This is a genomic window from Vibrio owensii CAIM 1854 = LMG 25443 (assembly GCF_000817815.1).
Lineage (GTDB): Bacteria > Pseudomonadota > Gammaproteobacteria > Enterobacterales > Vibrionaceae > Vibrio > Vibrio owensii.
On sequence record NZ_JPRD01000041.1, the window covers coordinates 20079 to 33209 of the forward strand.

16 protein-coding genes are annotated in these 13131 nt (G+C 45.3%); 9 read left to right on the forward strand and 7 right to left on the reverse strand.

The features are described 5' to 3' along the window. Positions 1 to 2 precede the first annotated feature (2 nt). The 7 genes from secY (at position 3) to rplQ (ending at position 4475) form a co-directional block, all read left to right on the forward strand. The gene (gene secY / locus H735_RS20120; RefSeq protein WP_005435093.1) at positions 3 to 1337 is read left to right on the forward strand and encodes a preprotein translocase subunit SecY; all 1335 of its coding nucleotides are present in this window, start codon (positions 3 to 5) and stop codon (positions 1335 to 1337) included. 38 nt (positions 1338 to 1375) lie between these two features. Further along, positions 1376 to 1489, forward strand: a complete 114-nt coding sequence (gene rpmJ / locus H735_RS20125) for a 50S ribosomal protein L36 (RefSeq protein ID WP_000868186.1) — start codon at positions 1376 to 1378, stop codon at positions 1487 to 1489. Positions 1490 to 1638: 149 nt separating this feature from the next. Further along, complete coding sequence (gene rpsM, locus H735_RS20130; protein WP_005435100.1) at positions 1639 to 1995, forward strand: 30S ribosomal protein S13; 357 nt, start codon at positions 1639 to 1641, stop codon at positions 1993 to 1995. A gap of 18 nt (positions 1996 to 2013) precedes the next feature. Beyond that, positions 2014 to 2403, forward strand: a complete 390-nt coding sequence (gene rpsK / locus H735_RS20135; RefSeq protein ID WP_001118870.1) for a 30S ribosomal protein S11 — start codon at positions 2014 to 2016, stop codon at positions 2401 to 2403. 27 nt (positions 2404 to 2430) lie between these two features. Next, on the forward strand, positions 2431 to 3051 hold the full coding sequence (rpsD, locus tag H735_RS20140; RefSeq protein WP_005383146.1) for a 30S ribosomal protein S4: 621 nt from the start codon (positions 2431 to 2433) through the stop codon (positions 3049 to 3051). Positions 3052 to 3075: 24 nt separating this feature from the next. Beyond that, positions 3076 to 4068, forward strand: a complete 993-nt coding sequence (locus H735_RS20145; protein WP_005383143.1) for a DNA-directed RNA polymerase subunit alpha — start codon at positions 3076 to 3078, stop codon at positions 4066 to 4068. Positions 4069 to 4094: 26 nt separating this feature from the next. Next, the gene (gene rplQ, locus H735_RS20150) at positions 4095 to 4475 is read left to right on the forward strand and encodes a 50S ribosomal protein L17 (RefSeq protein ID WP_005383141.1); all 381 of its coding nucleotides are present in this window, start codon (positions 4095 to 4097) and stop codon (positions 4473 to 4475) included. 158 nt (positions 4476 to 4633) lie between these two features. Here rplQ and H735_RS20155 read toward each other — a convergent pair whose 3' ends face one another. Further along, positions 4634 to 5113: a DUF2780 domain-containing protein gene (locus tag H735_RS20155; protein WP_020196520.1), complete on the reverse strand. Its 480-nt coding sequence runs from the start codon at positions 5111 to 5113 to the stop codon at positions 4634 to 4636. A 150-nt stretch (positions 5114 to 5263) separates the two neighbouring features. Continuing rightward, entirely contained in the window at positions 5264 to 5884 is a 621-nt protein-coding gene (locus H735_RS20160) for a BamJ family beta-barrel-assembly machinery protein (RefSeq protein WP_020196521.1), read from the reverse strand. Positions 5885 to 6115: 231 nt separating this feature from the next. Here H735_RS20160 and H735_RS20165 point away from each other — a divergent pair, with 231 nt between their 5' ends. After that, complete coding sequence (locus tag H735_RS20165) at positions 6116 to 6712, forward strand: LysM-like peptidoglycan-binding domain-containing protein (RefSeq protein WP_020196522.1); 597 nt, start codon at positions 6116 to 6118, stop codon at positions 6710 to 6712. 62 nt (positions 6713 to 6774) lie between these two features. Here H735_RS20165 and H735_RS20170 read toward each other — a convergent pair whose 3' ends face one another. Together H735_RS20170 and H735_RS20175 are read right to left on the reverse strand one after the other, a co-directional pair. Beyond that, a complete protein-coding gene (locus H735_RS20170; protein ID WP_020196523.1) occupies positions 6775 to 7635 on the reverse strand; it encodes a DMT family transporter in 861 nt (286 codons plus the stop codon). Further along, positions 7636 to 8088 (reverse strand): GNAT family N-acetyltransferase, encoded by a 453-nt coding sequence (locus H735_RS20175; RefSeq protein WP_020196524.1) that lies wholly within the window; start codon positions 8086 to 8088, stop codon positions 7636 to 7638. It abuts the gene before it with no gap. Between the two features lie 146 nt (positions 8089 to 8234). On the opposite strand from H735_RS20175, the gene dbpA reads away from it, so the two are divergent. Beyond that, positions 8235 to 9614, forward strand: coding sequence for an ATP-dependent RNA helicase DbpA (gene dbpA / locus H735_RS20180; protein WP_020196525.1), 1380 nt, complete (start codon positions 8235 to 8237; stop codon positions 9612 to 9614). A 60-nt stretch (positions 9615 to 9674) separates the two neighbouring features. On the opposite strand, the gene H735_RS20185 is transcribed toward dbpA, so the two are convergent. From H735_RS20185 to cpdB, 3 genes are all read right to left on the reverse strand, one after another. Beyond that, positions 9675 to 10022, reverse strand: a complete 348-nt coding sequence (locus tag H735_RS20185; protein WP_009707828.1) for a hypothetical protein — start codon at positions 10020 to 10022, stop codon at positions 9675 to 9677. 205 nt (positions 10023 to 10227) lie between these two features. Next, positions 10228 to 10803: a Crp/Fnr family transcriptional regulator gene (locus tag H735_RS20190; RefSeq protein ID WP_020196526.1), complete on the reverse strand. Its 576-nt coding sequence runs from the start codon at positions 10801 to 10803 to the stop codon at positions 10228 to 10230. Between the two features lie 97 nt (positions 10804 to 10900). Next, entirely contained in the window at positions 10901 to 12862 is a 1962-nt protein-coding gene (cpdB, locus tag H735_RS20195) for a 2',3'-cyclic-nucleotide 2'-phosphodiesterase (protein ID WP_020196527.1), read from the reverse strand. Positions 12863 to 13131: the final 269 nt, after the last annotated feature.

The window sequence follows — 13131 nt, forward strand, 5'->3', positions numbered from 1 at the left end:
AGATGGCTAAGAAACCAGGACAAGATTTTCGTAGTGCTCAGAGCGGCTTAAGTGAACTAAAGTCGCGCTTGTTATTCGTAATTGGTGCACTTTTAGTATTCCGAGCCGGCTCATTTGTGCCGATTCCTGGTATTGACGCTGCTGTACTTGCCGATTTGTTCGAACAGCAAAAAGGTACCATCGTTGAAATGTTTAACATGTTCTCCGGTGGTGCTCTTGAGCGTGCATCTATATTAGCATTGGGCATCATGCCGTATATTTCGGCATCTATTGTTGTCCAATTGCTAACTGTAGTTCATCCAGCGTTAGCGGAACTCAAGAAAGAGGGTGAAGCAGGCCGTCGTAAGATCAGCCAATATACACGCTACGGCACGCTTGTACTTGCAACATTCCAAGCTATTGGTATTGCAACTGGCTTACCAAACATGGTCGACAATCTGGTTGTAATGAACCAAACCATGTTTACGCTAATTGCTACCGTAAGTTTAGTAACCGGTACCATGTTCCTAATGTGGTTAGGTGAACAAATTACAGAGCGAGGAATCGGTAATGGTATTTCCATTCTGATTTTTGCAGGTATTGTTGCTGGATTGCCTTCTGCAATCGGTCAAACAATCGAGCAAGCGCGTCAAGGTGAATTGCATGTACTTCTTCTACTGTTAATCGCGGTATTAGCTTTCGCAGTAATTTACTTCGTTGTTTTCATGGAACGTGGTCAACGCCGAATCGTCGTTAACTACGCTAAGCGTCAACAAGGTCGTAAAGTATTTGCTGCACAAAGCTCGCATCTACCACTTAAAATTAATATGGCAGGTGTTATTCCAGCGATTTTTGCATCAAGTATTATCCTGTTCCCAGGAACACTGGCTCAGTGGTTTGGTCAGAACGGTGAGAGCAGCGCGTTCGGTTGGTTAACTGACGTGTCTTTGGCTCTTAGCCCAGGTCAGCCTCTGTATGTAATGCTTTATGCAGCAGCGATTATCTTCTTCTGTTTCTTTTACACGGCGTTGGTTTTCAACCCGCGTGAAACAGCGGATAACTTGAAGAAGTCCGGTGCATTCGTACCCGGTATCCGCCCAGGTGAGCAGACAGCGAAGTACATCGATAAAGTAATGACACGTTTAACCCTTGCGGGCGCACTGTACATTACCTTTATCTGTCTGATTCCCGAGTTCATGATGGTCGCGTGGAACGTACGTTTCTACTTCGGCGGTACATCACTACTTATCGTAGTTGTTGTTATCATGGACTTTATGGCACAGGTACAGACTCATCTGATGTCTCAACAGTATGATTCTGTGTTGAAGAAAGCGAATCTGAAAGGCTACGGTCGTTAATACGGCGGTAGACTCAGTTTCAATTACGGAGTTTAGCAATGAAAGTTCGTGCTTCCGTTAAAAAAATCTGCCGTAACTGTAAAGTAATCAAGCGTAACGGTGTCGTTCGCGTGATTTGCAGTGAGCCAAAGCACAAACAGCGCCAAGGCTAATTAGCAGAAATTTTTACTTGAAAACGAAGGTTAGGTCGAGTATATTCCTCGGCCTACCTTTTGCGTGCAAAAGAAGTAGTACTCCGCAGCGTATCCATAACGGGCTTTGCTGCGGCTAATTCTTTTATAGAAACACTTAGGAGTGAATAATGGCCCGTATAGCAGGCATTAACATTCCTGATCAAAAACATGCTGTGATTGCACTTACGTCAATCTACGGCATCGGTAAAACTCGCTCTCAAGCTATCCTAGCTGAAGTGGGTATTGCTGAAGATGTTAAGATCAGTGAACTAACTGAAGAGCAGATCGATCAACTGCGTGATGGTGTAGCTAAGTACACTGTAGAAGGTGATCTACGTCGTGAAGTATCTATGAACATCAAGCGTCTTATGGACCTTGGCTGTTACCGTGGTCTTCGTCATCGTCGCAGTCTACCACTACGTGGACAGCGTACTAAAACCAATGCTCGCACCCGTAAGGGTCCGCGTAAGCCGATCAAGAAATAATCGGGAAGGTAGAGTACAATGGCTAAACAACCAACTCGCGCTCGTAAGCGCGTACGCAAGCAAGTTGCAGATGGCGTTGCGCACATCCATGCTTCTTTCAATAACACAATCGTAACCATTACTGACCGTCAAGGTAATGCTCTAGCTTGGGCTACTGCAGGTGGTTCTGGTTTCCGTGGTTCTCGTAAGTCTACTCCGTTCGCTGCACAGGTTGCTGCTGAGCGTTGTGCTGAAATGGCTAAAGAATACGGTCTAAAGAACTTGGAAGTTATGGTTAAGGGTCCAGGTCCAGGTCGTGAATCTACTGTTCGCGCACTGAACGCTGCTGGTTTCCGCATCACAAACATCGTTGATGCTACACCAATCCCTCATAACGGTTGTCGTCCACCTAAGAAACGTCGCGTATAACGTTTTTTAGATTACTGGAGAAAGATCATGGCAAGATATTTGGGTCCTAAGCTGAAGCTTAGCCGTCGTGAAGGCACTGACTTATTCCTTAAGTCTGGTGTTCGCGCGATCGATACCAAGTGTAAAATTGATAACGCACCAGGTGTACACGGCGCTCGTCGCGGTCGTCTATCTGAGTATGGCGTTCAGCTTCGTGAGAAGCAAAAAGTTCGTCGTATGTACGGCGTTCTAGAAAAACAATTCCGTAACTACTACAAAGAAGCTGCACGTCTTAAAGGCAACACAGGTGAGAACCTGCTTCAGCTTCTTGAAGGTCGTCTTGATAACGTAGTTTACCGCATGGGCTTTGGCGCAACTCGCGCAGAAGCACGTCAGCTAGTTAGCCACAAAGCTATCCTAGTTAACGGTAAAGTTGTAAACGTTCCTTCTTTCAAAGTAGCGGCTAATGACGTTGTTTCTATCCGCGAGAAAGCTAAACAGCAAGCTCGTATCAAAGCAGCTCTAGAAGTTGCTGAACAACGTGAAAAACCAACTTGGATTGAAGTAGATGGTGGCAAGATGGAAGGTACATTCAAGCGTATGCCTGAGCGTTCTGATCTATCAGCTGACATCAACGAACAATTGATCGTCGAGCTTTACTCTAAGTAAGGTTTAAACTAAAGAGAGGACACAATGCAGGGTTCTGTAACAGAATTTCTTAAGCCACGTCTAGTTGACATCGAACAAATCAGCTCGACTCACGCAAAAGTAACTCTTGAGCCATTAGAGCGTGGCTTTGGTCATACTCTGGGTAATGCACTTCGCCGCATCCTTCTATCTTCTATGCCAGGTTGTGCTGTAACAGAAGTAGAAATTGAAGGCGTACTTCATGAGTACAGCACGAAAGAAGGCGTTCAAGAAGATATTCTTGAGATTCTTCTAAACCTTAAAGGTTTGGCTGTGCGCGTTGCCGAAGGCAAAGATGAAGTGTTCATTACTTTGAACAAATCAGGCTCGGGCCCTGTGGTTGCAGGTGACATCACCCATGATGGTGATGTAGAGATCGCTAACCCTGAACACGTAATTTGTCACCTAACGGATGACAACGCTGAGATCGCAATGCGTATCAAAGTTGAACGTGGTCGTGGTTATGTTCCAGCTTCTGCGCGTATCCATAACGAAGAAGACGAGCGTCCAATCGGTCGCCTACTAGTAGATGCTACTTACAGCCCTGTAGACAAAATTGCCTACGCTGTAGAAGCAGCTCGTGTAGAACAGCGCACCGATCTAGACAAGCTTGTTATCGATATGGAAACAAACGGTACTCTAGAACCTGAGGAAGCAATCCGTCGTGCAGCTACTATCCTAGCTGAGCAATTGGATGCGTTCGTAGATCTTCGTGATGTACGTGTACCTGAGGAGAAGGAAGAGAAGCCAGAATTCGATCCGATCCTACTGCGTCCTGTAGACGATCTTGAACTAACAGTTCGCTCTGCTAACTGTCTGAAAGCAGAAGCGATTCACTACATCGGTGATCTAGTACAACGTACTGAGGTTGAGCTACTTAAAACGCCTAACCTTGGTAAAAAATCTCTTACTGAGATTAAAGACGTACTTGCGTCACGTGGTCTGTCTCTGGGCATGCGCCTAGAAAACTGGCCACCTGCATCAATCGCTGAAGATTAATCGATACTAGTTAGAAGGATTAGGTCATGCGCCATCGTAAGAGTGGTCGTCAACTCAACCGCAACAGCTCACATCGTAAAGCGATGTTCAGCAACATGGCTAGCTCTCTAGTACGTCATGAAGTTATCAAGACTACTTTGCCAAAAGCAAAAGAGCTACGTCGCGTAGTTGAGCCTTTGATTACACTAGCTAAGACTGACAGTGTTGCTAACCGTCGTCTAGCATTTGCACGTACTCGTGATAACGAAGTAGTTGCAAAACTGTTTAACGAACTAGGTCCACGTTTTGCTGCTCGTCAGGGCGGTTACACTCGTATCCTAAAAGCTGGCTTCCGTGCTGGTGATAAAGCTCCAATGGCTTACATTGAGCTTGTAGATCGCCCAGCTGCTGAAGAAGCTGCTGAGTAATCTCAGTTCGTAAGAACAAAAAAAGCCGAGCATTAGCTCGGCTTTTTTTGTGCCTGTTGTATTTGAAAGGGAAAACACATTCAGTTTTCCGTCTCCCCTCTCAAAGCTAATCTTCGATAATCGAATGTTGAGCCTTAATTTATGTTTAGGCGAAACGTCTAGCTGCCTGAGCCCCACAATCCGCTTAACGAATTCAGCAAGCCTTCACTTGCGCCTTGGTCACCTAGATAACCAAGTATCACCGGCGCAAACTGACTGATCATCGATGGGTCTAGTCCTAATTTATCAAAAGTACTTTGTACTGCACTTAAACTTTCAATATTACCTAATAAGCTTTGCGCACCATCTAGACTCGACATGCCTGGAATTAGTGATTTCAGCTCGCTGCTGTTTTGGTCTGATAACTGACTTTGTGCAAGTGCTAACAAGGCACCCGTACCACCTGCTGCTTGCTCGGTTGACACGGGCAATTGGCTAGTGAGTAAATCGGTGAGCGGAGATGATTCCGCCTTCATGCCTTGGCTGACCATGTCCATTAGACCTTCTTGGCTTTCTTTATCAGTTACAGCATCAAGAAAAGCGTGGGCTGTACCAATGCTCATTGAAAGCAGCGTTAAGGTGAGGAGTGTTTTACGCATAATACCTCCGTGTGGCTTGCGATTATTATTGTTTATTCACTACTTAAGATAACAGAGACATTAAGGTTGTTGAGCTTAAGCCTGTTTATTTTAGACAAAAAAGCGGCGCTAGTGAGCGCCGCTTCGAATTTGTATTGAGGAGAGTCTCAATTACAGGATGTCTAGTAGTTCTACTTCGAATACTAGAGCAGCAAATGGAGGGATAGCAGCACCTGCGCCACGCTCACCGTATGCTAGATCTTGTGGGATGTATAGCTTCCACTTAGAACCAACATGCATTAGTTGAAGAGCTTCAACCCAACCTTTGATTACGCCAGTTACTGGGAACTCAGCAGGTTGACCGCGAGATACAGAGCTGTCGAATACAGTGCCGTCAGTTAGCTCACCGTGGTAGTGAACACGTACTTGAGATGCTGCAGTTGGGATTTCACCAGTACCTTCAGTGATGATTTCGTACTGAAGACCAGATTCAAGAACGTTTACTTCTGGACGTAGAGCGTTGTCTTTTAGGAACGCTTCGCCGTCAGCCGCTGCAGCTTTAGCTGCTTCTTGACGAACTGCTTCTGCACGAGTGTGTAGCTCTTGCAGTGCGTTGTTGATTTCGTCGATTTCGATAGAAGGCATGTCACCAGTTAGTGCCGTTGCAATACCAGCAGCGATAGCGTCAACGCTAAGACCTTCTAGACCAGAACCAGCAAGTTGCTGACCCATTTGCAGACCAATACCGTAGCTTGCTTTTTGTTCTGCAGTTTCAAATTTAATTTCAGACATGAATGTCGCTCTTATTAGGAGTGATAAAGGCACAGGATATCAGGTTCGAGGCTAGGTTTAAATGATTGCGCTCGAATGTCTCTATGAGGAGTAGAGGGTGTGACTTATCTCTTACTCCAAGTGAAATTTCTGCTAATTTACGCCAAATTACATTTTACTTTGGTGAAAAACATATACTCTCCGCGCTGGTATTTTTATACTGACATCAGAAGTATTAAGGGACTCATCAGAATGAATCGTCGCAGAAAGAAAAAGCAGCAAGTCGACCATGTCGAATTGATGAAACAAAAGTTCGCTGCTATCGATTGGAAGCAGCCATTCAATAAAGAGAAGTGGCAGGAAAGATTACAGCCTGTGACTCAGTTTTGGCATCGTCTTCCAAAACTACATCAACGTGCACTGATGGTATTGGTACCAGTGGTGTTGGTGCTTTTGATCATCCCAGTACCAAAAGATACAGAAGTACTGCTTGAAGACACTCAAGTAGAGAATCAACGTGTTGCGATTCAGTTGAACGCGCAAAGCTTAAGTGAGCAGCGCTCTGCACAAAACTCAGAGCCTAAGTCTGAGCTGTGGAAAGAATACACGGTGAAGAATGGCGATACCTTGGCTCAAGTATTCCGCAGTAACCAACTACCGATGGCAGACTTAAACGCCCTAGTTAAAATTGAAGGCAGCGACAAGCCTTTGAGTCGAATTAAGCAAGGTCAATTGGTACGCTTTAAGCTTGCTGACGATGGCAAATTAGATATGCTTCAGCTAGAGAAAAGTGGTGAGTCGGTGATGTTCTTCCGTCTATCTGATGGCACATTTGGTCGCAATAAATAACGTTAAATAACCATTATTCTTAAGGCGCGATGATCCGCGCCTTTTTTATGGCTGTTGATCTGTTAACGTCTAATTTGTTTTCCTGCGAGTGGTTTTCTTTTATTCCATGGTAAGAGCGGTAATACGATCATTATTATCCCTATAGCAGTCAGCCAATCTGGAATTTCATCAAACCACCATATCCCAAAGAGCGTGACAAACACTAAGCCTGAGTATTCAGCTAAGGCTATCTCTCCCGCCGGCGCTTTTTGATAAGCCAATACTGCCAAACCGTTATAACTTAAGATGCAAACCGCACTCGCAACAACCAATGCCAGTTCTTGCCACGTTATAGGTTGCCAGTAAAACCCAGCCAGTACTGCAGAGATTGGTAACGAGAACAGCGTAGTCCACCAAAGTGTGGTAACGACAGATTGTTCGCTCGGTAGTTTTCTAACCAATATATTGAACATCGCCAGTGTGGTCGCCGTGCCGAGTGCAAATAGTGCTGCCCAATGAAAGTGATCCGGCCGTAATACCACTAAGACACCAAGGAACCCGAAGCAAGTTAGTAGAATTTTGCTCAGAGGTGGGTGCTCGTTAAGAAACAATATCGATAGTGGTAGCATTAGAATAGGGGCGGCGTAAAAAACCGCGTTGGCAGTTGCCAGAGGGAGGTGAGTCACCGCAACCATCATACAACCACTGCCAATCAATATCAGGTGCGCACGTAAAATCGTTATAGGCGCTTGCTTCAGGCTACGGTTATCCGGTTTTTGCTTGAGGTAAAAAGGTAAGATGAGCAGCAGTGAAGCCAGTTGGCGAACAAACATATATTGGAACGGGCTAATACCACCTTCAATCAGTTTGACGGCGACATCGGAGAGTGATGCCGCCAAATTTCCGATCACCAATAGGAATAGTGCCAGGTGGTGAGGCGACATTTAGCTTACTCGGCGCATATCGACATGAGGGATGCCATCTTCAAGGTAGCTTTCAGAAATGACTTCAAAGCCATGGCTCGCATAGAAAGCCATCAGATGTTCTTGTGCACCGATATCGATTGTTTGGCCTGTCCAAAGTTGTTGGCAATGTTGTAAAGCTTGTTCAAGCAGTTCATGCCCAAGGCCACCACCGCGAGCGCTTTGTTTAGTGACCACACGGCCGATGCTCACATTGTCGTAAGTGGTTCCAGCAGGCAATAATCGTGCGCAGGCAATCAGCTCATCGCCCTGATAGCCCAATAGGTGATACACGCCTTCTAACGTATCTTTGCCGTCCAGTTCTGGATAAGGACAGGTTTGTTCCACCACAAAGACATCAACGCGCAGGCGCAGCATCTCGTAGAGTTGTGTCGTTGTCAGTTGAAAGAAAGGTAGGGCAGTCCAGTTGATCATTTCCAATATCCATTAATAAGCGAATGCAGCTGACTTTACGTCGTTTTCTGCTATTACTCATTAACAATGGTTAATTTTCACTGGTCTTCGTGACAAATCTGGCGATAATGTGCCCTCTTTTTCATCCCACCTGAGGATATTTCCCTGTGAGCAAACAAACTTTTGACCAAGTAGGGCTTACTCCAGCGCTACTAGAGACGCTTGAATCATTGAACTACACCCATATGACGCCAATTCAAGCGTTGAGCTTACCTGCGATTTTGAATCAGCGTGATGTAATTGGTCAGGGTAAAACCGGCTCAGGTAAAACAGCAGCGTTTGGTCTTGGCGTACTATCCAACCTGAACGTAAAGCGCTTTCGTGTGCAATCTTTGGTGCTTTGTCCGACGCGTGAACTGGCTGATCAGGTGGCAAAAGAAATTCGTACTTTGGGCCGTAGCATTCACAACATCAAAGTACTGACATTGTGTGGTGGTATGCCAATGGGACCGCAAATTGGTTCACTAGAACATGGCGCTCATATTCTGGTAGGTACGCCCGGTCGTATCCTTGATCATCTAGAGAAAGGTCGCATTAACCTAGAAGAGCTAAACACACTAGTTCTGGATGAAGCTGACCGTATGCTGGAAATGGGCTTCCAAGATGCACTCGATGCGATCATTGAAGCCGCGCCAAAGCAGCGTCAGACTTTGCTATTCAGTGCAACGTTCCCTGAAAAGATCGAGCAGATTGCTCAACGTATTATGCAATCGCCAGAGATGATCAAAGTAGAATCCACTCACGATACGTCGAGCATTGCGCAGTACTTTTACAACGTAGAAGGTTCAGAAGCACGAGATGAAGCTCTGGCTAACCTACTACTGACACATCAACCAGAATCGGCTGTGGTGTTCTGTAATACGAAGAAAGAAGTACAGAATGTAGCAGATGAACTGCATCACAAAGGATTCAGTGTTATCGATCTTCATGGTGATCTAGAGCAACGCGAACGTGATCAAGCCTTGGTTCAGTTTGCTAACAAGAGTGTGTCTATCCTTGTTGCAACAGATGTGGCGGCACGCGGCTTGGACGTTGACAACCTAGATGCGGTATTTAACTTCGAATTGTCTCGTGACCCAGAGGTCCATGTTCACCGTATTGGTCGTACCGGTCGTGCTGGCAGCAAAGGCTTAGCATTCAGCTTCTTTGGTGAAAAAGACGGCCTGCGTGTGGCTCGTATCGAAGAGTATCTAGACATGGACGTGGTTCCAGCAACACTGCCAGCGAAATCAAATCAGCAGCCATATCAAGCGAAGATGGTGACGATTAACATTGATGGCGGTAAGAAGCAGAAAGTGCGCGCAGGCGACATTCTGGGTTGCTTAACGGGTAAAAATGGCATCACAGGCACGCAAGTGGGTAAGATTCACCTGTTCCCAATGCGTGCTTATGTTGCGGTAGAAAAGTCAGTGGCGAAGAAAGCGCTACAAACTATCAGTAACGGCAAGATGAAAGGTCGTCAGTTCCGTGCCCGTTTATTGAAGTAATATCAGCAATACAGCAAAAAACGGCTAACGATTTAGCCGTTTTTTTGTTTTTGTACACCGCTATAGCTTTAAGCCTTCCATAACAGCTGCAGGTAGCTGCTGTTTGAAGTCGTCGATCAGTGCGACTTTATCTTCTGATAGTTCGAGCAGTTCGCCACGAAGGTGGAACATGCAGGCGCTAAATTTCTCATTAAAGTTTGGCAGCATTGAGGTCACGCCTGACGAAGCCGCTTGAAGTGCAACGAGCGTCGGCTCAATCACTTGGCTCTGGTAGGTCTCATCTTCCATGATAACTGCCGGAGAGTAGCCTTGGATTTCTTCCATTACGGGTTCTACGTGTGTCGTTATGAGTGTTGCTGCTTTATTGTTTGCGGCATCACCAGCGGCGGCTTTCAGTTTTCCAAACATAATCTTTTCCCTTAACTCATGATGAAACACTCGCCCACAATGTGAGGCGAGTGATATGAAATTTGGCTATGCAGGGTGTGGTATATCCTTATGCATATCCAGATGGGATTTGAGATTTTTGCTTATACTTCAAACAAATAGCGTTAATTAATAATAAGAGTGTGACTACTGAAAGTGATTGTTTTTTGTCAATATTATTTTAGTTTTACTTTTCGTGATGCTGCTTCAAACGGGTTTTTATTCGACTTAAACTGATCGCGGTAATCCCCAAGTAAGCGGCAATCTGGCTATCGGTAATACGCTGTTCTAAGTCTGGGTAATACTGACAAAATAGTTGGTAACGCTCTTCTGGTGAGTAGAGCAACATAAAGCGTTCTTTGTTTTCTTTATGCATTAATTGCGCTTCGAGCAGCTTTAAGTAGATAGGATGCTTTTCTTCACGCCATTGGTGTAGTACTTCAATCGGCAAGCAAAACAGATGACAAGGTGTCAGCGTTTCTAATAAGTACGGCGAGGGCTGATTCTTAATAAGCCCTTCAAAGCCAATCACCCAATCCTTTTCCCAGTAGAACTCTTTACTGAACTCCTTCCCTTTATCGGTCAGATAACTGGCATGGCATAAACCTTCTAACACAAAGTAGATGTGCGAGCTGGATTCACCTTGATGATTGAGAATATGGCGTGTCGGCAACTCTAGCTGTTGCCCATGTTCAATTAGCTGATTCGCTTCATCTTCGAGGAAGCCATGATTGATTAAGTCAGAAAAAAGATCGCTGTGCATGTGATAACTCAGAAACGGTTTTTCTCATTCTAACGGTTTTTACTGACAACAAAAAAGCGGCTCATGAGAGCCGCTTGAAATCATTGCCAAACTTGTCTTACTTATTCAGGTCAATTTGGTAAATCGCGAAACCAACTTCGTCAGTTGCGACACGTTTCATCGGGTACTGTCCTTTCTCTTTGATGAACTGCGCAGCTTTATCACTTGGTGAGGTTTCAAAACGAACATCAAGTTTGTTATCCGATTTGATTGGTGCGAAAGACCAGTTGTTATCCGCGCTTGGTGTCACTTCGCCTTGTTCTTTGCTGATGCGAGAGATGTAAGCGGCAACTACTGAGCGGTTCTCATCTGGAGCATCAAACGCGATGAAGTCCGGACCAGTACCTGGGAAGGTTGCGCTGTAAGCACGGTAGTTGTTAGTAGCGATGATGAAGTCTTGTTTTGGATCAACTGGCTTACCGTTGTAAGTCAGGTTCACGATGCGCTGTGAATCTGGGTTGATCACTTTACAATCCGCATCGTACTTCGGTGGTTGAGTAACATCGATTTGGTAGTTCACACCATCAATCACGTCGAAATTGTAAGTACGGAAGCTATCCCAGTTGATCAAAGACTGAGGTTTGGTGCTGTTAACATCAATATGATTGAACTGACCTGCACTACACTCTAGCCATTCATGAACTTCTTTGCCCTTAACCTTCATCGCGACAAGCGTATTCGGGTATAGGTAAAGGTCTGCGGCATTACGGAAAGTCAGCTGACCTGATTCTACTTCGGTGAAACCATTTGGATCGTCTTTACGTCCGCCCACTTTAAATGGTGCAGCAGCGCTTAATACTGGAATGCCTTCAAGATCTGGGTCGCCTTGGATAAAGCGTTCCACGTAATCTTTCTGCGCTAGGTTTACGATTTGAATCGTTGGATCATCTTGTACAAGCGCTAGGAAGCTGTACATCACGTCATTTGCTTTGCCAATTGGTTGGTTGACGAACTCACGTGTGCCTTTATGGTCATCAACAAGCGCATCCACGATGCCTTTATCAGCTTCGGCCAAAGACTTCTTATTTGCTTTATCGAAGATAGGGCGCGCTTCAGATTGACCTTCAACCACTTGCCACTTGCCGTCTTTTTCTTTCAGCATTAAGTCCATTACGCCAACGTGGCTACCCCAACGCCCCGGCATCACTGCGGTTACACCATTAATTGTACCTTTTGCGTTGTCGACACCTTGCAGCTTGGCAAAGTCTTTACCCGGGAAAACAGCGTGAGAGTGACCAAATGCAATCGCATCAATACCTTCAACTTCTGTGAGGTAGTAAACCGAGTTTTCAGCGCCGAGCTTGTATGGGTCAGTGGAAATGCCCGAGTGTGGAATCGCCACAATCACGTCTGCGCCTTCTTTCTTCATCTGAGGAACCAGCTTTTTCGCTGTCTCAGTGATGTCTTCAGCGAAGACTTTACCTTCTAAATTCTTCTTATCCCATACCATGATTTGTGGCGGGACGAAGCCGATGTAACCCACTTTGATTTCGTGGCTTTGACCATCAGTGTCTTTGAACGTGTGCGTTTTAATGAGATAAGGTTTGAAGTAGTGCTCGCCTGTCTTTTTGTCGAAAACGTTAGCACTAACATAAGGGAAGTTCGCACCGTTGATAGAATTTTTCAGGAACTCAAGGCCGTAGTTGAATTCGTGGTTACCAATATTACCCACATCGTAATCCAACTGGTTCATCGCTTTGTATACCGGGTGGATTTCGCCAGCGTTAATCCCTTTCGCTGCCATGTAATCGCCCATTGGGCTGCCTTGAATCAAGTCGCCGTTGTCGACCAAAACACTGTTCACTGCTTCTTCACGAGCTTGCTTAACCAACGTTGCAGCGCGGCTAAGACCGATTTGCTGAGAAGGCTGATCTTTGTAGTAGTCGTAATCCATCACATTGGTGTGAATGTCGGTGGTTTCGATAATACGTAGCTTGATGGTGTCCGCCATCGCTGGGCCTGCAAGTGTCAACATACCGCTTAAAACTGCGACGGATACGGGATTAACTGCCATTTTCATGAGGTGCTCCAATTAAATGGGATAGAGGGGTCGTACAGCGTAATGTAACAAATATTAGTGCAAGCTCAGGCTAAGATGCAGAAAACTGTGAACATTAGGCAATTAAATGCGGAGGAAAGTGTCAAAGTGATGCCTTTTTCACCATTTTGAATGAGACCTAACAAAAGCTTCTTAGCAGTTTTTTGAATAAAAAATGAAATTTTAGAATTTCCGGTAATATAAACCCACCGCCATAATGCCATCCATAACGATATCAATGGATGATGAGC

What these genes read in the sequence shown, in the direction of transcription:
- secY (WP_005435093.1), top strand. Translation starts at nt 3, where the DNA reads ATGGCTAAGAAACCAGGACAAGATTTTCGTAGTGCTCAGAGCGGCTTA.
- rpmJ (WP_000868186.1), top strand. Translation starts at nt 1,376, where the DNA reads ATGAAAGTTCGTGCTTCCGTTAAAAAAATCTGCCGTAACTGTAAAGTA.
- rpsM (WP_005435100.1), top strand. Translation starts at nt 1,639, where the DNA reads ATGGCCCGTATAGCAGGCATTAACATTCCTGATCAAAAACATGCTGTG.
- rpsK (WP_001118870.1), top strand. Translation starts at nt 2,014, where the DNA reads ATGGCTAAACAACCAACTCGCGCTCGTAAGCGCGTACGCAAGCAAGTT.
- rpsD (WP_005383146.1), top strand. Translation starts at nt 2,431, where the DNA reads ATGGCAAGATATTTGGGTCCTAAGCTGAAGCTTAGCCGTCGTGAAGGC.
- H735_RS20145 (WP_005383143.1), top strand. Translation starts at nt 3,076, where the DNA reads ATGCAGGGTTCTGTAACAGAATTTCTTAAGCCACGTCTAGTTGACATC.
- rplQ (WP_005383141.1), top strand. Translation starts at nt 4,095, where the DNA reads ATGCGCCATCGTAAGAGTGGTCGTCAACTCAACCGCAACAGCTCACAT.
- H735_RS20155 (WP_020196520.1), bottom strand. Translation starts at nt 5,113, where the DNA reads ATGCGTAAAACACTCCTCACCTTAACGCTGCTTTCAATGAGCATTGGT.
- H735_RS20160 (WP_020196521.1), bottom strand. Translation starts at nt 5,884, where the DNA reads ATGTCTGAAATTAAATTTGAAACTGCAGAACAAAAAGCAAGCTACGGT.
- H735_RS20165 (WP_020196522.1), top strand. Translation starts at nt 6,116, where the DNA reads ATGAATCGTCGCAGAAAGAAAAAGCAGCAAGTCGACCATGTCGAATTG.
- H735_RS20170 (WP_020196523.1), bottom strand. Translation starts at nt 7,635, where the DNA reads ATGTCGCCTCACCACCTGGCACTATTCCTATTGGTGATCGGAAATTTG.
- H735_RS20175 (WP_020196524.1), bottom strand. Translation starts at nt 8,088, where the DNA reads ATGATCAACTGGACTGCCCTACCTTTCTTTCAACTGACAACGACACAA.
- H735_RS20185 (WP_009707828.1), bottom strand. Translation starts at nt 10,022, where the DNA reads ATGTTTGGAAAACTGAAAGCCGCCGCTGGTGATGCCGCAAACAATAAA.
- H735_RS20190 (WP_020196526.1), bottom strand. Translation starts at nt 10,803, where the DNA reads ATGCACAGCGATCTTTTTTCTGACTTAATCAATCATGGCTTCCTCGAA.
- cpdB (WP_020196527.1), bottom strand. Translation starts at nt 12,862, where the DNA reads ATGAAAATGGCAGTTAATCCCGTATCCGTCGCAGTTTTAAGCGGTATG.